The organism is Streptomyces olivochromogenes (assembly GCF_021538895.1).
GTDB lineage: Bacteria > Actinomycetota > Actinomycetes > Streptomycetales > Streptomycetaceae > Streptomyces > Streptomyces olivochromogenes_A.
Genome location: NZ_JADDRL010000067.1, coordinates 35005 through 54453, shown reverse-complemented (window position 1 = coordinate 54453; position 19449 = coordinate 35005). Strand labels below are relative to the sequence as shown.

General features: G+C 70.3%; 12 protein-coding genes, 1 tRNA gene and 1 riboswitch. Of the genes, 11 read left to right on the top strand and 2 right to left on the bottom strand.

All coding sequences use genetic code 11. From position 1 onward, the window contains the following. From IPZ69_RS29435 to IPZ69_RS29395, 9 genes are all read left to right on the top strand, one after another. A partial coding sequence (locus IPZ69_RS29435; protein WP_235457639.1) for a cytochrome P450 family protein occupies nucleotides 1-1194 on the top strand: 1194 nt, incomplete at its 5' end. Nucleotides 1195-1387: 193 nt separating this feature from the next. After that, nucleotides 1388-2425, top strand: a complete 1038-nt coding sequence (locus tag IPZ69_RS29430) for a LysM peptidoglycan-binding domain-containing protein (protein WP_235457638.1) — start codon at nucleotides 1388-1390, stop codon at nucleotides 2423-2425. A 182-nt stretch (nucleotides 2426-2607) separates the two neighbouring features. Continuing rightward, a riboswitch (cyclic di-AMP (ydaO/yuaA leader) is annotated at nucleotides 2608-2777 on the top strand. Nucleotides 2778-2781: 4 nt separating this feature from the next. Continuing rightward, a complete protein-coding gene (locus IPZ69_RS29425; protein ID WP_235457637.1) occupies nucleotides 2782-3438 on the top strand; it encodes a LysM peptidoglycan-binding domain-containing protein in 657 nt (218 codons plus the stop codon). Between the two features lie 318 nt (nucleotides 3439-3756). Then, nucleotides 3757-5043 (top strand): phosphopyruvate hydratase, encoded by a 1287-nt coding sequence (eno, locus tag IPZ69_RS29420; protein WP_235457636.1) that lies wholly within the window; start codon nucleotides 3757-3759, stop codon nucleotides 5041-5043. A gap of 102 nt (nucleotides 5044-5145) precedes the next feature. Next, nucleotides 5146-5622 (top strand): FtsB family cell division protein, encoded by a 477-nt coding sequence (locus IPZ69_RS29415; protein ID WP_235457635.1) that lies wholly within the window; start codon nucleotides 5146-5148, stop codon nucleotides 5620-5622. A gap of 337 nt (nucleotides 5623-5959) precedes the next feature. Beyond that, nucleotides 5960-6490, top strand: a complete 531-nt coding sequence (locus IPZ69_RS29410) for a DUF501 domain-containing protein (RefSeq protein ID WP_235457634.1) — start codon at nucleotides 5960-5962, stop codon at nucleotides 6488-6490. Then, nucleotides 6487-7428, top strand: a complete 942-nt coding sequence (locus IPZ69_RS29405; RefSeq protein ID WP_235457632.1) for a Ppx/GppA phosphatase family protein — start codon at nucleotides 6487-6489, stop codon at nucleotides 7426-7428. Before IPZ69_RS29410 ends, IPZ69_RS29405 begins: the two co-directional genes overlap by 4 nt. A gap of 455 nt (nucleotides 7429-7883) precedes the next feature. Continuing rightward, entirely contained in the window at nucleotides 7884-9266 is a 1383-nt protein-coding gene (locus tag IPZ69_RS29400; RefSeq protein WP_235457630.1) for an NAD(P)/FAD-dependent oxidoreductase, read from the top strand. Nucleotides 9267-9979: 713 nt separating this feature from the next. Then, a complete protein-coding gene (locus IPZ69_RS29395; protein WP_235457629.1) occupies nucleotides 9980-11269 on the top strand; it encodes an SAM-dependent methyltransferase in 1290 nt (429 codons plus the stop codon). 84 nt (nucleotides 11270-11353) lie between these two features. Here IPZ69_RS29395 and IPZ69_RS29390 read toward each other — a convergent pair whose 3' ends face one another. Both IPZ69_RS29390 and IPZ69_RS29385 read right to left on the bottom strand, forming a co-directional pair. Continuing rightward, on the bottom strand, nucleotides 11354-13882 hold the full coding sequence (locus IPZ69_RS29390; protein WP_235457628.1) for an ABC transporter permease: 2529 nt from the start codon (nucleotides 13880-13882) through the stop codon (nucleotides 11354-11356). Continuing rightward, complete coding sequence (locus tag IPZ69_RS29385) at nucleotides 13882-14652, bottom strand: ABC transporter ATP-binding protein (protein WP_235457627.1); 771 nt, start codon at nucleotides 14650-14652, stop codon at nucleotides 13882-13884. Before IPZ69_RS29385 ends, IPZ69_RS29390 begins: the two co-directional genes overlap by 1 nt. Before the next feature lie 416 nt (nucleotides 14653-15068). Here IPZ69_RS29385 and IPZ69_RS29380 point away from each other — a divergent pair. Together IPZ69_RS29380 and IPZ69_RS29375 are read left to right on the top strand one after the other, a co-directional pair. After that, nucleotides 15069-15151, top strand: a tRNA-Leu gene (locus IPZ69_RS29380). Nucleotides 15152-15438: 287 nt separating this feature from the next. Next, entirely contained in the window at nucleotides 15439-19275 is a 3837-nt protein-coding gene (locus IPZ69_RS29375) for a S8 family peptidase (protein ID WP_235457626.1), read from the top strand. Nucleotides 19276-19449 lie beyond the last annotated feature (174 nt).

Here is a 19449-nt window from a genome sequence, read left to right as displayed (position 1 = left end):
TACGCCTGGCTGCGCGAGCACGCTCCCGTGCACCGGACGAAGCTGCCGAGCGGGGTGGATGCCTGGCTGGTCACGCGGTACGGCGACGCCAAGCAGGCCCTCGCCGACGGCCGCCTGTCCAAGAACCCGGCGCATCACGACGAGCCCGCGCACGCCAAGGGCAAGACCGGTATCCCCGGCGAGCGCAAGGCCGAGCTGATGACCCACCTGCTCAACATCGACCCGCCGGACCACACGCGGCTGCGCCGGCTGGTGAGCAAGGCCTTCACGCCTCGTCGCGTCGCCGAGTTCGCCCCCCGCGTCCAGGAGCTCACCGACCACCTCATCGACCAGTTCGCCGCGCGGGGCTCGGCCGACCTCATCCACGAGTTCGCCTTCCCACTCCCCATCTACGCCATCTGCGACCTGCTCGGCGTCCCGCGCGAGGACCAGGACGACTTCCGGGACTGGGCGGGCATGATGATCCGGCACGGGGGCGGGCCCAGGGGCGGGGTCGCGCGGTCGGTGAAGAAGATGCGGGGCTATCTCGCCGAGCTCATCCACAAGAAGCGCGAGGCCCTGCCCGACGACCCGACCCCCGGCGAGGACCTCATCTCCGCCCTCATCCGGGCCTCCGACCACGGTGAGCACCTCACCGAGAACGAGGCCGCCGCGATGGCCTTCATCCTGCTGTTCGCCGGGTTCGAGACGACCGTGAACCTCATCGGCAACGGCACCTACGCCCTGCTCACCCACCCCGAGCAGCGCCACCGCCTCCAGCGCTCCCTCGACGCCGGCGAACGGGACCTGCTGGAGACCGGGGTCGAGGAACTCCTGCGCTACGACGGCCCCGTGGAGCTCGCCACCTGGCGGTTCGCCACCGAGCCGCTCACCATCGGCGGACAGGACATCGCGCCCGGCGACCCGGTCCTCGTCGTCCTCGCCGCCGCCGACCGGGACCCGGAGCGGTTCGCCGACCCGGACGTCCTCGACCTCGGCCGGCGGGACAACCAGCACCTCGGGTACGGCCACGGCATCCACTACTGTCTGGGCGCCCCGCTCGCCCGCCTGGAGGGCCAGTCCGCGCTGGCCACCCTCCTCACCCGCCTCCCCGACCTCCGGCTCGCCGTGGACCCGGACGAGCTGCGCTGGCGCGGCGGGCTGATCATGCGCGGGCTGCGGACCCTGCCGGTGGAGTTCACACCCGTCCGGTAATGACCGGAACAGGCAGTTCCGTAGATCCGTACCCCGAGCGACACCTGACACTCCATCAGGCCTGTGATCTTCACGTGATCTACGCGGCATTAACTTGTGACAAGTGATCGTCTGCCTATACGTTCACCCCTCGACGCGGTACTCCTGCAACACCTGCCGCGCCGGTCAATGCTGTCGCACGAAAGGTCTCCGCATGCTCTCCGGGAACGGACGCCACCGTCGCCCCCGTCAGGCTCCGGCTCTTCTCGTCGCGGCCGGAGTGACCGGCTCCGCCATCGCCATCCCGCTCCTCGGTGCCACCGCCGCGAACGCGGCCGACGGAAACACCTGGGACAAGGTGGCCGAGTGCGAGAGCGGCGGCTCCTGGAGCGCCGACACGGGCAACGGGTACTACGGCGGCCTGCAGATGTCCCAGGACGACTGGGACAAGTACGGCGGCCTCCACTACGCCGTCAGCCCCGACCAGGCCAGCCGTTCGCAGCAGATAGCCGTCGCCGAGCGGATCCTCGCCGACCAGGGCACGGAGCACTGGGCCACCTGTGCCCTGCTGTCCGGGCTCACCGCGAACTCCGGTTCGGTCGACGTCGACACCGGTGTCGGGGGATCCGGCTCGCAGGGCAACGGCCACGCCTCTTCCGGCGATTCGGATGAGTCGTCCGGTTTGTCCGACTCGTCCAACGGGTCCGACGAGTCCGGCGACCCCGACTCCGACGGCGACGCTCCGTCCCCCGGCTCCTCGCCGTCCGCCTCCCCTTCGTCGAGCGCCGACACTGGCAAGAAGGACGAGGGGAAGAACTCCACTAAGTCGGACAAGTCGACATCGCCCGACTCCAAGGGCTCCGGCGATTCACAGGGAACCCACAGCTCGGTCGCCGAGTCCCCCAAGGTGGACGACTCGGACAACTCGTGGCAGAACGGCAGTTCTTGGAGCCTGGTTGACACCGGGGCGAGCAGCGGCGGCCGCCATCGCGGGATCAGCGCGGACGAGGACGCGGACGAAAGTGCCGTAAGCGGACAGACCGACACAACTTCCGGCCGTCACGCCTCTCGTGGGGACTCCACCTACACCGTGCGCACCGGCGACACTCTCGCCTCCATCGCGGACTCCCTTGACGTGGACGGCGGATGGCGGGCGCTCTACGCCGCCAACAAGAAGTCCATCGGGGCCGACCCGAACGACATCTCCGCCGGTCAGACCCTGGAAGTTGGCGGCGAAACGGGTGCAAAGTAGCGAGAGTTGACATCCCGGTTCGGGCTTAATGTCCGCTTTGGTGAAAGTGTGGGATGAGTCTCAGAAGCCCTGATCGTCTTTGAAATTCCCCGGATCGCGTGTCTACGGTCGAGACCGCTCGTCACCACGAGCCCCGGCTGCCGCAACGCCGAATCCTGCCAGCGGCCGTACGGGAACAGTCGTCGCGTCACGCGCCGTAGGCAGGAGCGGGGGACCCAAGGTAGGTGCCGGGCCCGGCAGTTGATGCCGGATCCGGCTTGGGGTGAAGCCACGCCTTCTCGGAAGGTGTGGCCGGGCAACTCAACCGGCCCGAACCCGACAGCTCACCTCGCAGGCGTCGGTGAGGGGATCGATCCATGCTGTTTTCCGGCAAGGGCAAGCACCGTCGTCCGACCAGGGCCACCCGCGCCATCGCGATCGCCGGTGTCACCGGTGCCGCCATCGCCGCTCCGCTGGTGGCCTCCGGCAGCGCTTCCGCCGCCACCGCCTCCGAGTGGGACAAGGTCGCCCAGTGCGAGGCCGGCGGCAACTGGTCCATCAACACCGGTAACGGCTACTACGGCGGTCTGCAGTTCTCCGCCTCCACCTGGGCCGCCTACGGCGGCACGAAGTACGCCGCCACCGCCGACAAGGCGAGCAAGGCGCAGCAGATCGAGATCGCCGAGAAGGTCCTCGCCGCCCAGGGCAAGGGTGCCTGGCCGGTCTGCGGCACGGGCCTGTCCAGCACCCCGTACGGCGGCTCCGCCGCCGCGCCCACCACCCGCTCGACCGAGCCGCAGGCCGCCACCCGCTCCACCAAGCGTCCGGCCGTGACCAAGACCGTCACCACCCCGACCGGCAAGAAGGTCAAGAAGGGCGACGGCGAGTACAAGGTCGTCAAGGGTGACACCCTCGGTTCGATCGCCGCGAAGCACAAGGTCAAGGGCGGCTGGCAGAAGCTGTTCCAGCTGAACAAGGGCATCGTCCAGGACGCCGACCTCATCTACCCCGGCCAGCAGCTGCACCTGAAGTAATACGTGGCCCGCAGCTGAGCCACGGCGCCCTCACACTCGTGCCCCCACAGTGGAGGGCACTTGAGGTCACCCCCGTCCCCACGGTCTCCCCGCCCCGGCGCGTCTTCCCCCGTACGCGCCGGGGCGGGGTTTTTCGTGTGCCGTTCGCCGGGGCTTCGAGTCGTTTTCCACTCTCCCTTTGTTCCGACAGGAAACAATGGGTACCGTCAGACCCTGTCCACGGGACGGTCGGTCGGTGGCCGACGGCCCCGGGACGGTTAGGCTCTAGTCGCAAGGCACACCAGCCCCGCACTTCCAGCGTCACATCCCAAGAAGGAGATGCTCGTGCCGTCCATCGACGTCGTCGTAGCCCGGGAAATCCTGGACTCCCGAGGCAACCCCACGGTCGAGGTCGAGGTCGGCCTCGACGACGGCAGCACGGGTCGTGCCGCCGTTCCGTCCGGCGCCTCCACCGGCGCCTTCGAGGCCATCGAGCTCCGCGACGGTGACCCCAACCGCTACCTCGGCAAGGGCGTCGAGAAGGCCGTCCTCGCCGTGATCGAGCAGATCGGCCCGGAGCTGGTCGGCTACGACGCCACCGAGCAGCGCCTGATCGACCAGGCGATGTTCGACCTGGACGCCACCGACAACAAGGGCTCGCTCGGCGCCAACGCCATCCTGGGCGTCTCCCTCGCCGTCGCGCACGCCGCCTCCGAGGCCAGCGACCTCCCCCTCTTCCGCTACCTGGGCGGTCCGAACGCGCACCTGCTGCCGGTGCCGATGATGAACATCCTGAACGGCGGCTCGCACGCCGACTCCAACGTGGACATCCAGGAGTTCATGATCGCCCCGATCGGCGCGGAGTCCTTCTCCGAGGCCCTGCGCTGGGGCACCGAGGTCTACCACACCCTCAAGAAGGTGCTGAAGACCAAGGGCCTGTCCACCGGTCTCGGCGACGAGGGCGGCTTCGCACCGAACCTCGGCTCCAACCGCGACGCCCTCGACCTCATCCTCGAGGCCATCAAGCAGGCCGGCTACGTCCCCGGTGAGCAGATCGCGCTCGCGCTCGACGTCGCCGCGTCCGAGTTCTACAAGGACGGCAAGTACGAGTTCGAGGGCAAGTCCCGCTCGGCCGCCGAGATGACCGAGTACTACGAGGAGCTCGTGGCGGCCTACCCGCTCGTCTCCATCGAGGACCCGCTGTTCGAGGACGACTGGGCCGGCTGGAAGGTCATCACCGACAAGCTCGGCGACAAGGTCCAGCTGGTCGGCGACGACCTGTTCGTCACCAACCCGGAGCGCCTGGCCCGCGGCATCGAGGAGGGCACCGCCAACGCCCTGCTGGTGAAGGTGAACCAGATCGGTTCGCTCACCGAGACCCTGGACGCCGTCGAGCTGGCCCAGCGCAACGGCTTCAAGTGCATGATGTCCCACCGCTCCGGCGAGACCGAGGACGTCACCATCGCCGACCTCGCCGTCGCCACCAACTGCGGCCAGATCAAGACTGGTGCCCCGGCCCGCTCCGAGCGCGTCGCCAAGTACAACCAGCTGCTGCGCATCGAGGAGATCCTCGACGACGCCGCGGTGTACGCCGGCCGCAGCGCGTTCCCCCGCTTCAAGGGCTGACGCAACCTGGGGTAAGGCTTAGCCAGTCGTACGTACGTCCCCGTACCCGGTCCCGTACCGTGTGCGGGGACGTACGCGCGTATGAATCGGGAGGCGGGGACCATGGCCGTGAAGGACCGGGACCGGTTCTCCACCGCGACCAGGCTGCGGCTGCTCGGCGAGCAGACGGCGGCCCGCGTCTACCGTTCCCAGACCAAACGGCAGGCCCGTCGCTCCCGGCTCACCGGCCGGGCCGCGCTGCTCGCGCTCGTCCTCTGCACGATGGTGGTGGCCCTGGCCTATCCGATGCGCCAGTACGTCTCCCAGCGCGGTGAGGTCGCCGACCTGCGACGGCAGCGGGAGCAGGCGGCGCAGCGCGTCGAGCAGCTCCGCGATCTCAAGGCCCGGTGGCAGGACGACGCGTACGCCGAGCAGGAGATCCGGCGGCGGCTGCACTACGTGATGCCGGGGGAGACCGGCTACGTCGTGATCGACCCCGGCGCGGCCAAGCAGACCCGCGCCGAGCTGGGGGCGGCCGACCGCCCCTGGTACGCGAACGTCTGGGACGGCGTCGACAAGTCCGACGCCTCCGACCGCTGAGCCACTGACTTCCCGCCGACCGCGCCCGGGAAGCCGGTGGCCGACAGCCGGTAGCCAGCGGCGTCGAGGCGGGCGTGCCCGCGGGTCGGTGGCTTCGAGTTGGTCAGGGCCGGGGAGCGGGTGGCGTCGAGGCGGGCGTGCCCGACGGGTCGGTGGCTTCGAGTCGGCCGCTGCCGAGGAGCGGGTAGCGTCGAGTCAGCCGCGTCCGAGGAGCCGGTAGCGTCGAGTCGGCCGCCGATGTCGAGTCGGCGGCTTCGCGCCGACCCCGGCCGGCGAGCCGGTAGGTTCGAATCAGCCCCGGCCAGTGAACCGACAGAAAGACAGCCTGAAGACAGTCATGGAAACGCCTCCGCCGCCCACTCCGCGCACCGAGCCCACCGACGCGGACGTCGAAGCCTTCAAGCAGCAGTTGGGCCGCCCGCCGCGCGGGCTCCGGGCGATCGCGCACCGTTGCCCCTGCGGGCAGCCGGACGTCGTGGAGACGGCACCCCGCCTGCCCGACGGCACCCCCTTCCCCACGCTGTACTACCTGACGTGCCCCAAGGCGAACTCCGCCATCGGCACCCTGGAGGCCGACGGCGTGATGAAGGAGATGACGGAGCGGCTCGCCACCGACCCGGAGCTGGCCGCCGCCTACCGCGCCGCGCACGAGGACTACATCCGGCGCCGGGACGAGATCGAGGAGCTCACGGGCTTCCCGAGCGCCGGCGGCATGCCGGACCGGGTCAAGTGCCTGCACGTGCTGGTCGCCCACTCGCTGGCCGCCGGGCCGGGCGTGAACCCCCTCGGCGACGAGGCCATCGCGATGCTGCCCGAGTGGTGGCTGAAGGGGGCCTGCGTGACGCTCCCGAAGGAGGACGACCAGTGACCCGAGTCGCCGCCATCGACTGCGGTACGAACTCCATCCGCCTGCTCGTCGCGGACGCGAACCCCGAGACGGGTGAACTCGTCGACCTGGACCGCCGTATGACGATCGTGCGGCTCGGCCAGGGCGTCGACCGCACCGGGCGGCTCGCCCCCGAAGCGCTGGAGCGGACGTTCGCCGCCTGCCGCGAGTACGCGGCGATCATCAAGGAGCACGGGGCCGAGCGGCTCCGCTTCGTGGCCACCTCCGCCTCCCGGGACGCCGAGAACCGCGACGAGTTCGTCCGGGGCGTCCTCGACATCCTCGGGGTCGAGCCCGAGGTCATCTCCGGCGACCAGGAGGCCGAGTTCTCGTTCACGGGTGCGACGAAGGAGCTGACGGGCCGGGACGACCTGGCCAAGCCCTTCCTCGTCGTGGACATCGGCGGCGGCTCCACCGAGTTCGTCGTCGGCGACGCGCACGTGCGCGCCGCGCGCTCCGTGGACGTCGGCTGTGTCCGGATGACCGAGCGGCACCTGGTGCACGAGGGCGTCGTCGCCGACCCGCCGAGCGAGGAGCAGATCGCCGCCGTACGGGCCGACATCGAGGCCGCGCTCGACCTCGCCGAGCGCACGGTCCCGCTGCGCGAGGCGCACACGCTCGTCGGTCTCGCCGGCTCGGTCACCACCGTGTCGGCGATCGCGCAGGAGCTGCCCGAGTACGACTCCGCCCGCATCCACCACTCCCGCATCTCGCACGACCGCGTCCGCGAGATCACCGAGCGGCTGCTGCACTCCACGCACGCCGAGCGGGCGGCGATCCCCTCCATGCATCCCGGCCGGGTCGACGTGATCGGCGCCGGTGCCCTCGTCCTGCTCGCGATCATGGAGCGGATCGGGGCGGACGAGGTGGTCGTGAGCGAGCACGACATCCTCGACGGCATCGCCTGGTCGGTGGCGTAGGCCGCAGCGGCAGGGTGGTCTGGGTCTCCTTTACTACTGAGTAGTAGCACTCCGCTGAGCGTGATGGATAGCGTATGAGCGTGCCCGAGGGGCCCGTCCGGACCCCTCGGTGATGCGCCGTCGGAAAAGTTCGTGAAGTTCTTCACAAGGATTTCGTGCCTGGTGAGGGACGGAAAGAGGCCGACAAGCCCTTTCGGGGGCTCCAGGGCCCCGCGAGCCCGCTCGGGACACTGTGACGAGGGTGCCTCGCGATCGGATCGTGAGTGGCTGGTCCACGGAGCCCGGCGGCCAGGAGTGGCAGCTCAAGCGGCATTGACAACGGGCTCTAGTGAACCGTGGTTCCGCTCGGGACCATGACCTGCGTCACGCGGGCCGCGGAGTGTAGCACGGGCGCTCAAGGAGCTTGTGAAGGGGCGCACGAGCGACCCTCCAGGGGCGGGTGGATACTCGATGCCATGAGCACCACGGAGCGTCCCAGGATCCTCGTAGTAGGCGGTGGGTACGTAGGCCTGTACGCAGCTCGGCGCATCCAGAAGAAGATGCGCTACGGAGAGGCGACCGTCACGGTCGTCGACCCCCGGTCGTACATGACCTACCAGCCCTTCCTCCCCGAAGCCGCCGCCGGCAGCATCTCCCCTCGGCATGTCGTCGTCCCGCTGCGGCGCGTGCTGCCGAAGGCGGAGGTCCTCACCGGCCGGGTCACCACCATCGACCAGGACCGCAAGGTCGCGACGATCGCCCCGCTGGTCGGCGAGGCGTACGAGCTGCCCTTCGACTACCTCGTCGTCGCGCTCGGCGCGGTCTCCCGCACCTTCCCGATCCCCGGCCTCGCCGAGCAGGGCATCGGTATGAAGGGCATCGAGGAGTCCATCGGCCTGCGCAACCACGTCCTTGAGCAGCTCGACAAGGCCGACTCCACGACGGACGAGGAGATCCGCCGCAAGGCGCTCACCTTCGTCTTCATCGGCGGCGGTTTCGCCGGTGCGGAGACCATCGGTGAGGTCGAGGACATGGCCCGCGACGCGGCCAAGTACTACAAGAACGTGTCCCGTGAGGACATGCGCTTCGTCCTCGTCGACGCCGCCGACAAGATCCTTCCCGAGGTCGGGCCCAAGCTCGGCCAGTACGGCAAGGAGCACCTGGAGAGCCGCGGTGTGGAGATCTACCTCTCCACCTCCATGGACTCCTGCGTCGACGGCCACGTGGTGCTGAAGAACGGCCTCGAGGTCGACTCCAACACCATCGTGTGGACCGCGGGCGTCAAGCCGAACCCGGCCCTGGCCCGCTTCGGTCTGCCCCTCGGCCCGCGCGGCCACGTCGACTGCGAGCCCACGCTCCAGGTCGCCGGCACCGACTACATCTGGGCCGCGGGCGACAACGCCCAGGTGCCCGACCTCGTCGGTCGCAAGGCGGGCAACGAGAACGCCTGGTGCCCGCCGAACGCCCAGCACGCGCTGCGCCAGGCCAAGGCGCTCGGCGACAACGTGATCTCCGGTATGCGGGGCTTCCCGCAGAAGGACTACGAGCACGCGAACAAGGGTGCGGTGGCGGGTCTCGGCCTCCACAAGGGCGTGGCGATGATCGTCATGGGCAAGATGAAGATCAAGCTCAAGGGCCGCCTCGCCTGGTACATGCACCGTGGCTACCACGGTCTGGCGATGCCGACCTGGAACCGCAAGATCCGCATCTTCGCCGACTGGACGCTCGGCATGTTCCTCAAGCGCGAGGTCGTGTCCCTGGGCGCGATGGAGAACCCGCGCGAGGAGTTCTACGAGGCGGCCAAGCCGGCGCCGGTGGCTGCCGCCAAGAAGACCGAGGAGAAGGCCAAGGCCTCCTGACCTCCCCGGTCCCCGAACAAACCGAAGGACCTCCCGCCATCCGTGGTGCGGGAGGTCCTTCGGCGTTCCTGGGGGCAGTTCTTCGGCGGTTCTTTGCGGTGCGCGCGGTCGTGTGGTGCGGGGAGTGCGCGGCGTCGCTCGGCGGCGCGTGGGCGCGTGATGAGGGCAGGTTCTTTGGTGGTTCTCCGCGGTGCGTGTGGACGCGTGGTGCGGGGAGTGCGCGGCGTCGCTCGGCGGCGCGTGGGCGCGTGATGCGGGCAGGTTCTTTGGTGGTTCTCCGCGGTGCGCGTGGTCGCGTGGTGCGGGGAGTGCGCGGCGTCGCTCGGCGGTGCGTGGGCGCGTGGTGCGGGCAGGTTCTTCGGTGGCCCTCCGCGGCGCGCGCGGTCGTCTGGCCAGGGGAGTTCCTCGGTGTTCTGCCGCGACGTGTGGAGGCTCCCCACACCACACGGCCGCGCCCACCGCGGCGCAACGCCGAGAAACCTCCCGCGCCAAGGTTCTTGGTGTCCCCGGCGGCGTGCGGACGCGTGATGTCGCAGGTTTCTCGGCGTTCCTTCGTGGTGTGTGGGGGCGTCGTGCGGTAGGTCTCGTGGGGTTCGGACCGGGCGTGTGGGTGAGGTTCGCGCGGCTGTAACTCCTTCGCGGGACTGCGCCGGGCGCTCGCCGGTGTTTACGTGGTATCCGGACACCGGGATCCTTCGTCACGGAGGTGCGCCATGGCCGACGCCGCGTCGCGGCTGACGAGTCTCGCCGAACGGCTGCTGGGAGAACCGCTGCCGCTGGGCGTCCGAGCCTGGGACGGCTCACGCTCCGGTCCGCCGGACGCGCCGACCCTGGTCGTACGCAACCGACGCGCCCTGCGCCGCATGCTGTTCAAGCCGGGCGAGCTGGGCATGGCCCGGGCCTGGGTCGCCGGCGACCTGGACATCGAGGGCGACCTGTACGGCGTCCTGGAGGTCATGGCCGGACTCGTCTGGGAGCGCGAGAAGGGCAGCCGCGGCCTCCTGCGGACGCTGCGCGACCCCGACGCCCGCTCCGCCGCCGGCGAGCTGCTGAGGCTCGCCGGACCGCCGATCCCGCCGGCCCCGCCGGGCGAGGAGGTCCGCAGACGACGTCACCTGCACACCCGGCACAGCGACAGACGCGCCATCAGCCACCACTACGACGTCGGCAACGACTTCTACGGGATCGTCCTCGGCCCGTCCATGGTGTACTCCTGCGCCTACTGGGAGGACGGCGGGACACTGGAGGACGCCCAGCGCGACAAGCTCGAACTGATCTGCCGCAAGCTCGGCCTGACCCCCGGTCAGCGCCTGCTGGACGTCGGCTGCGGCTGGGGCGCCATGGCCGTCCACGCGGCCCGCGAGCACGGTGTGGGCGTCGTCGGCGTCACCCTGTCCCAGGAGCAGGCCGCCTACGCCCGCAAGCGCGTCGCCGACGAGGGACTCGCCGACCGGGTCGAGATCCGCGTACAGGACTACCGCGACGTCCGCGACGGGCCCTACGACGCGGTCTCCTCCATCGGCATGGCCGAACACGTCGGCGCCGAGCGGTACCTGGAGTACGCGACCGATCTGTACGGCCTGCTGAAACCGGGCGGCCGGCTCCTCAACCACCAGATCGCGCGCCGCCCGCAGTCGGACGAGACGACGTACCAGGTGGACGATTTCATCGACGCCTACGTCTTCCCCGACGGCGAACTGGCCCCCCTCGGCACCACCGTCACCCAGCTGGAGCGGGCCGGCTTCGAGGTCCGGGACGTGGAGTCGATCCGCGAGCACTACGCCCTCACCCTGCGCCGCTGGGTCACCCGCCTGGAGGACGACTGGCCGCGCGCGATCCGCCTCACCTCGCCCGGCAGGGCCCGCGTCTGGCGTCTGTACATGGCCGCCTGCGCCCTCGCCTTCGAGCGCAACCGGATCGGCGTCAACCAGGTGCTGGCGGTGCGCACCCCCGCGCCGGGCGCGTCAGGACTGCCGCTGCGCACCCGAACGTGGGGCGCCTGAGGCCCGTACGCACGAGGGGGCCCCCTCCGTCGCCGGAGAGGGCCCCTCGGCCGTCCCTACCGCCGCCTTGCGGCTACTGCCTCGCTACTCCGACTTGATCGCCGTCAGCATGTTCAGGCGGGCCGCGCGCCGGGCCGGCCACAGGGCGGCCAGCACGCCGACCGTCGCCGCCAGCAGGAGGAACAGACCCAGCCGGGCCCACGGCAGCACCAGCTCGTACGTCGCCATCTTCGCGCCGAGCAGCTCACCGGCCGCCCAGCCGAAGAAGATGCCGAGGCCGATGCCCAGCACCCCGCCGAAGAGCGAGATGACCAGGGACTCCAGCCGGACCATCCGCTTGACGGCCTTGCGGTCCAGGCCGATCGCGCGGAGCATGCCGATCTCCTGGGAGCGCTCGAAGACCGACATCGCCAGGGTGTTGATGACACCGAGGACCGCGACGATCACCGCCATGGCCAGCAGGCCGTAGACCATGTTCAGGATCAGCGTGAACGACTGCGCGACGGAGTTGGACAGGTCCTGCTTGTCCTGGACCTTGATCGCCGGGTTGGTGCCGAGCGCCTTCTCCAGCTTGTCCTTCGTCGCGTCGGACGCGCCGCCCGCCGTCTTCACCATGATCTGCATGTCGGAGGGGTCGCTCTGGTGCGGGGCCAGGGCCGTGTTGTCGAGCATGATCCCCCGGATCATCTCGTTGCCCTCGTAGACCCCGGCGACCGTCAGCTTCTGCGCCTTGCCGTCCTCGTAGTGGGCGGTGAAGCTCGAACCGGCCCTCCAGCCGTAGGACTTGGCGAGGTCGGCGTCGACGACGACCCGCGAGCCGGCCACCTCGAAGGTGCCGTTGTCGACCTTCAGGTCGGTCAGCTTTCCGATCGCGGAGCCGTCGACGCCGGTCAGGAACTCGGTCTGGCCGTTGATGCGCGCGGGCGCGTTGCGCATCGGGCTGCTGGCGGTCACGCCGTCGGTGGACTTGATCGTCGTGTAGACGTGCGGGGAGAGCTCGTTGCCGTTGGCCATCGACACCACGTAGTCCGCGCGGATGGCGGAGCTGGCCATCTTGTCGATGCCCTGCTGCAGGCTGCCCGCCATCACGGTCATGCCGGTGATCAGGGTGAGGCCGATCATCAGCGCGGAGGCCGTGGCGGCCGTACGGCGCGGGTTGCGCACCGAGTTCTGGCGGGCCAGGTTGCCGGAGACGCCGAACACGCGCAGCACCGGGGCGGCGGCCGCGATCAGCGGGCGCGACAGCAGCGGGGTCAGGACGAACACGCCGATGATCAGGAGGACCGCGCCCAGACCCATCGGGGCCTGGCCCGACGAGCCGTCCATGGAGGTGGCCACCAGGACCACGGCGACACCGGCCGCCGAGAACAGCGCGCCGAGCGTGTTGCGCAGCACCAGCGACTTGGTGGTCGCCTTGGCGTGCACGCTGCTCATCGCGGCCACCGGCGGGATCTTCGCGGCCCGGCGGCCGGGCAGCCAGGCGGCCAGCATGGTGATGACGATGCCGACGGCCAGCGCACTGGCCACCGTGCCCGGGGAGACGACCAGCGGCCCGTCCGGGACGGTCGCGCCGAGGGTGCTCATCAGGGAGCGCAGGCCGGCGCCGATGCCGATGCCCGCGACCAGACCGGACACGCCGGCCACCGTGCCGACCACGAACGCCTCGATCAGCACCGACCGGGTGACCTGGCGGCGGGAGGCGCCCACCGCGCGCAGCAGCGCCAGTTCCTTGGTGCGCTGGGCGACCAGCATGGTGAAGGTGTTGGCGATGATGAACGTGCCGACGAAGAGCGCGATGCCCGCGAACACCAGCAGGCCCTGCTTGAGCCCGCTCATCGACGCGGAGATCACCCTGGCCTGGTCGTCGGCGAGTTGCCGGCCGGTGGTGGTCTCGACGAGCTTCTTCGGCAGGGCGGAGTCCAGCGCGCTCTTCAGCGCGGCCTGGCTGGTGCCCGCCTTCGCCCGCACGTCGATCTCGTCGTACGCGCCCGGCTTGGCGAACAGCTTCTGCGCGGTCGCCGTGTCGAAGAGGGCGAGGCTGCCGCCGGCCGCGACGTTGCCGTCGTCGGTGGTGAAGATGCCGGTGATCTTCGGGCTGAGGACCGGGCCGTCGACGGATATCCGGACGGTGTCGCCGACCTTGTAGCCGGCCCGCCGCGCGGTCTCCGCGTCGATGGCGACCTCGTTGCGGCCGTGCGGTGCCGAACCGGACTTGAGCGGGTAGCGCGGGTCCTTGTCGCCCCAGTAGTTCCCGCCCTCGGAGCGGAAGCCCCCGCCGATCAGCTTGCCGTCCTTGTCGGCGATGGCGGTGAAGCCGTTGACGACGCCGAGGGCGGACGCGGCGCCGGGAACCTTCGCGCTCTTGTCGAGCACGGACTGGGTCAGGTCGGGCGTCTTGCCGAGCTTGTCGCCCTCGGAGTCCTGGTACTTGGCCCGGACGGCGACGTCGACCTGGTCGAAGCCCTTGGCCGAGCTCTTCTGGTAGGCGTCCGCGATGGTGTTGGTGAAGACCAGCGTCCCGGACACGAACGCCACGCCGAGCATGACGGCGAGCACGGTCATCAGGAGCCGGGCCTTGTGCGCGAGTACGTTGCGCAGAGCGGTGCGGAACATCAGCTCGTCCGGCCCTTCGCGTCGAACTGCTTCATGAGGTCGAGCACGGAGTCGGCCGTCGGGCGCAGGACCTCGTCCACGATGCGGCCGTCGGCCAGGAAGATCACGCGGTCCGCGTAGGCGGCGGCCACCGGGTCGTGCGTCACCATGACCACCGTCTGGCCCAGCTCCCGCACGGAGTTGCGCAGGAAGCCCAGCACCTCGGCGCCGGAGCGCGAGTCGAGGTTTCCGGTCGGCTCGTCGCCGAAGATGATGTCGGGCCGGGAGGCGAGGGCACGGGCGACGGCGACGCGCTGCTGCTGGCCGCCGGAGAGCTGGGAGGGGCGGTGGCTGAGCCGGTCCGACAGGCCGACCATCCGGATCACCTGGTCCAGCCAGGCCTTGTCGGGCTTACGGCCCGCGATGTCCATCGGCAGGGTGATGTTCTCCAGCGCCGTCAGCGTCGGCAGCAGGTTGAACGCCTGGAAGATGAACCCGATCTTGTCCCGGCGCAGCTTGGTCAGCTGCTTGTCCTTCAGGGAGCCCAGCTCGGTCTCGCCGATCCGCACGGACCCGGAGGAGAACGTGTCCAGGCCGGCCACGCAGTGCATCAGCGTGGACTTGCCGGACCCGGAGGGGCCCATGATCGCGGTGAACTCGGCCTGCCGGAAGTCGACCGAGACCCGGTCGAGGGCGACCACCTGGGTCTCGCCCTGTCCGTAGATCTTCGACAGATCCGTGGCCCGCGCGGCCACGGCGGTGGTCCGGGGGGCGATGGGTGTGGTGGTCACGGGTGGGCGCTCCTGTCGGGACGTGGTTCGAGGGACCGATCCATCGTCTCCGCCGCCCACCGCCGTGTAGTCAGCCGCTGTTCCGGTTCCGAGGGGCGACTGAGGACGGACGGGAGGGCAGCGCGTCATACCGACGGGAGGGCCTCGCGTCATACCTGGGGATGACGGCCGAGTCGGAGAAAGGGTGACGACCCGTCGAGAACAGGTGGAGCCCCCTCGTTCGGACGGTGAAATTCCGTCATTCCGCGTACGCGCGCACCCACCACGCGTAACGCTATTGGCAAGTGCGGATGGCGCTTGCGGCGGGCTGATGCTCCCTCAGACGTCAATAAAATAAGACAACATCGGTCCGCCCGTCCGCTGTTCGGGGGATGTATCCCGATAGGCTCGGGACCTCGAAGCGGAGCCCATGGCCTGCCCGGATGGTGGAATGCAGACACGGCGAGCTTAAACCTCGCTGCCCCTCGCGGGCGTACCGGTTCAAGTCCGGTTCCGGGCACTTGCCGCGCCTGCGGCGCAACGAGCGGGCCACCTTCGGGAGTGATCCGACAGTGGCCCGCTGGTTGCTGTCGGCTTCCCCATCGCCAAGGCCGGTGTGCGGCACGCGGATGCCTTCGACGAACAGGCGTGCGCGGCTCCTGTCATGCCGCTGACCCGCGCAGGCGACGCCTGTCGCGTTTGGGCCACGTCGCACATGCGACACCTGTGGCCAGTGACAGGCCCGGTCGTACCGACGAATGCTTTCGGCCAGTTGTGGCGTGCAGCTGTACGAAAGGTGTTCCCCTGATGGCAAGAATCCGCCGCTTGGCGGCGATATCGACCGGATTGCTGGTGGTGGCCGGCGTGACGCCGGCCGTCGCCGCAGGACGTGCGCCGGCCACCGGCCTCGTCACTCGCCCCGCCGCCGTACCGGGGGCCCACTCCGCGACCGTTCGGCTGGTGACGGGCGACCGGGTGACCGTGACGTCGCTGCCCGGCGGACGGCGAACCGCATCGGTGCGGCCCGGCCCCGGGCGCGAGCACGTGCCCTTCGAGACGTTCGAGGGCGACGACAAGTCGCTGACCGTGATGCCGTTCGACGCCCAGGGGCTGGTGTCCGCCGGGACGCTGGACCGTCGGCTCTTCAACGTGACCGCCCTGATCTCCCAGGGCTACGACGAGGCCCACACGTCCGCGCTTCCGCTGATCGTCTCCTCCGCGCCGTCCCGGCAGGGAGCCAGGGCCGGCGCACGGGCCTCGAAGGCCGCCGCGGACCTCGCCGACCGGCTGGTGGCGCTCAAGTCGACGCGCTCCCGCACCCTGGCGAGCATCGACGCGCGGTCCGTGCGGGTCTCCGGCAAGGACCTGGGGACGTTCTGGAAGACGCTGAACCCCGGTGAGAAGTCGGACGCCGCCCGGGCCGCGGTCACCCCGCGGGTCTCGCTGGACGGCAAGGTCAAGGCCATGCTGGACCGCAGCACGGCGCAGATCAACGCCCCCACCGCCTGGAAGGCCGGCTACGAGGGCCAGGGCGTCAAGGTGGCCGTGCTCGACACCGGCATCGACGCCGACCACCCCGACCTGGCCGGCCGCGTCGCGGAGGCCGAGGACTTCTCCGGCAGCGGGAACACCGGTGACCACTTCGGCCACGGCACCCACGTCGCCTCCATCGTCGGCGGCACCGGCGCCGCCTCGGACGGCACCCGGCGCGGTGTCGCGCCCAAGGCCGACCTGCTGATCGGCAAGGTCCTGGACGACGACGGCTACGGCACCGAGTCGGGCATCATCGCCGGCATGGAGTGGGCGACCGCCGAGCACGCCAAGGTCGTCAACATGAGCCTCGGGGCGCCCGAGCTGACCGACGGCACCGACCCGCTCAGCCAGGCCGTCGACAACCTGACCGCCTCCACCGGCACGCTCTTCGTCGTCGCGGCCGGCAACTCGGGTCCGGATCCGTATTCCGTCGGCACGCCGGGCGCGGCCGACTCCGCGCTGACCGTGGGTGCCGTCGACCGCGACGACTCCCTGGCCCCCTTCTCCAGCCGCGGCCCGCGCTTCGGCGACGAAGCGGTCAAGCCCGACGTGACCGCCCCCGGCGTGGGCATCGTCGCCGCCCGCGCGGCCGGCACCACCCTGGGCGACCCGATCGACGCCAACTACGTGGCGCTGTCCGGGACCTCCATGGCCACCCCGCACGTCGCCGGCGCCGCCGCGCTGCTGGCCCAGCAGCACCCGGACTGGAGCGCCCAGCAGCTCAAGGACGCCCTGATCAGCACCGCGCACACGGTGCCCGGCACCAAGGTGACCGAGCAGGGCGGCGGCCGCATCGACCTCGCCGCGGCCACGGGCCCGATCACGGCCACCGGCTCTGTCACCCTCGCCCCCCTGACGACCGGCGGCACGCAGGGTCAACAAGAGGCGGCCACCCTCCACTACACCAACACCGGCGATCACCCGCTCACCCTCTCCCTGGCCGTGAACCTGGCCACCGAGAACGGGCGGGTCATGCCCGACGGAGTGGTCAGCCTCGACGCCGGCACCGTGCAAGTGGCCCCCGGTGCCACCGCCGACGTGCCGCTGCGCACCGACGCGACGCACGCGGTCCGCGGCAAGTTCTACGGATACGTCACGGCCAAGTCCGCCGACGGCACCGTGCTCGTCCACACCACCGTCTCCCTCGTGGTGCACGCCCCCCAGCACCGGCTGACCGTGGTCTACCGCGACCGCAACGGCCAGGTCGTGCCCGGCTGGCTGCCGAACATCTGGGGCCCCGACGGGTTCGTGGGCTACACGGACCGCGACGCGGGAGTCGCCGTCGTGGAAGAGGGCACGTACTACCTCAGCGCCGGCTTCTACGACCGGACCGATGACGGTGAAGAGGCCGGCCAGATCGTCGACCCCGAGGTGAAGGTCACCCAGGACATGACGGTGACCCTGGACGCCTCGAAGGTCACCGAGGTGAAGATCCGCACGCCTCGCCCCGCCGAGCAGCACGGCGTCCTCAGCACCACGTTCTACCGCGAGATCGACGGTCAGGGCCTGATGCAGGGCGCCCTGTTCTTCGACACCGTCAAGCGGCTCTACGTCAGCCCCACCGCCCAGGTCACCGACGGTGTCTTCGAGTACTCCTCGCGCTGGCAGATGACGGCCCCGCAACTGCGGGCCAAGGTCTCGGGCAGCTCGCAGCAGTTCGCGCCGTACTACCAGGTGACCTCCCCGGTCTTCGGGGACCGGGGCGCGCAGCTGACCGCCGTGGCCGCCGGCCTGGCGGCGGCGCCCGACTTCCGCGGGGCGCGCGGCAAGCTGGCCGTCGTACGGGACGACAACTCCGCGTGGTACGACCGACGGGATCTCGCGCAGGCCGCCGCGGACGCCGGGGCCAAGGCGCTGCTGGTGGTGCAGCCCGAGGGTTTCTCCGACTGGACCCGGTGGCAGCCGGACGGTGACCGGATGGCCCTGCCCACCATGCAGACCTCCTGGAAGAACGGGTCGGCTCTGCTGGAGCGCATCGAGAAGGGCACCACGACGGTGGAGTTCTCCGGTACGGTGCGCAGCCCGTATCTGTACGACGTGATGCAGGTCTCGAAGGGCTCCATCCCCAAGCAGGTGGTCTACACCGTCTCGGATCGCAACACCGCGGAGGTCCGCAGCACGTACACCCGCACCGGTGCCTCGTCCTGGGCGAGCGAACAGCGTTTCGCGTGGCGGCCGTTCCAGGACACCGCGTGGAACCAGTACAGCCGCTACGTTCCGCTGGGGCAGGAACGCGTCGAGTACGTGAGCGCCGGAGACACGCTGTGGCAGCACGTCGTGCACCACAACATCGTCACCAATGTCGACTTCCCGCTGTCGGCCGGCATGCACGACTTCACGCACACCTACCAGGCAGGCCGGCGAGCCACGGAGCGGTGGTTCGGAGCGGTGGTCCGCCCGTCGATCCCGCGCGGCAAGGGCCTGTCGTCGGTGCGCAACGGCGACACCCTGTCGGTGTACGTCCCGGAGTTCAACGACTCCGGCGCCGGTCACTGGTCGTTCGCGGAGGCCGACCCCTTCGGCGGAATCGGCGGCGGCCCGGGCGTGGCTTTCGTGAACGACACGTCCAAGGCGGTGCTGTACCGCAACGGTGAGCAGATCGCCACGTCCGACAACGGCGCGTGGGGCAACTTCGAGGTGCCCGCGGGCAGCGCCGACTACCGGCTCGACCTGACCACCGCCCGCACCTCGGACGACTGGCGCTACGCCACCGACACCCACACGTCCTGGACGTTCCGCTCGGGCACCGCGGCCGAGGCGACCCTGCTGCCGCTGCTCCAGCTCGACTACGACGTACCGGTCGACGCACAGAACGCGGTGGGACGGGCGCGGGAGCACACCCTCGGCCTGACCGTCCGCATGCAGGAGGGCATGGCCGCCCCGCGCGGCGTGAAGCTGAAGGTCGAGGCGTCCTACGACGACGGGAGGACCTGGACCACGACACGCACCGAACAGCAGGTCGGCGACGGACCGTTCACCGCCACCGTGGAGCGGCCGTCGAACGTGCACGGCGACGCGTACGTGACGCTGCGGGTGACCGCGACGGACTCCGCCGGCAACAGCGTCCGGCAGACCGTGAAGCGCGCGTACCTGCACCGCGGCACCGAGTGAGCCGTCGGCGACGCTGACGCGGACCATCCCGACCGAACCGCGGCGGGTGCCAGGGCCATACGGTCTCCGGCACCCGCCGCGGTGTGCGTTCCGGGCGCTTCCCGCACCTGTCTCGCCCCAGGGGAAGACGCCCCAGGAGCGTTGACAGCGGACGCTTGTGGCCGGAGACTCCCG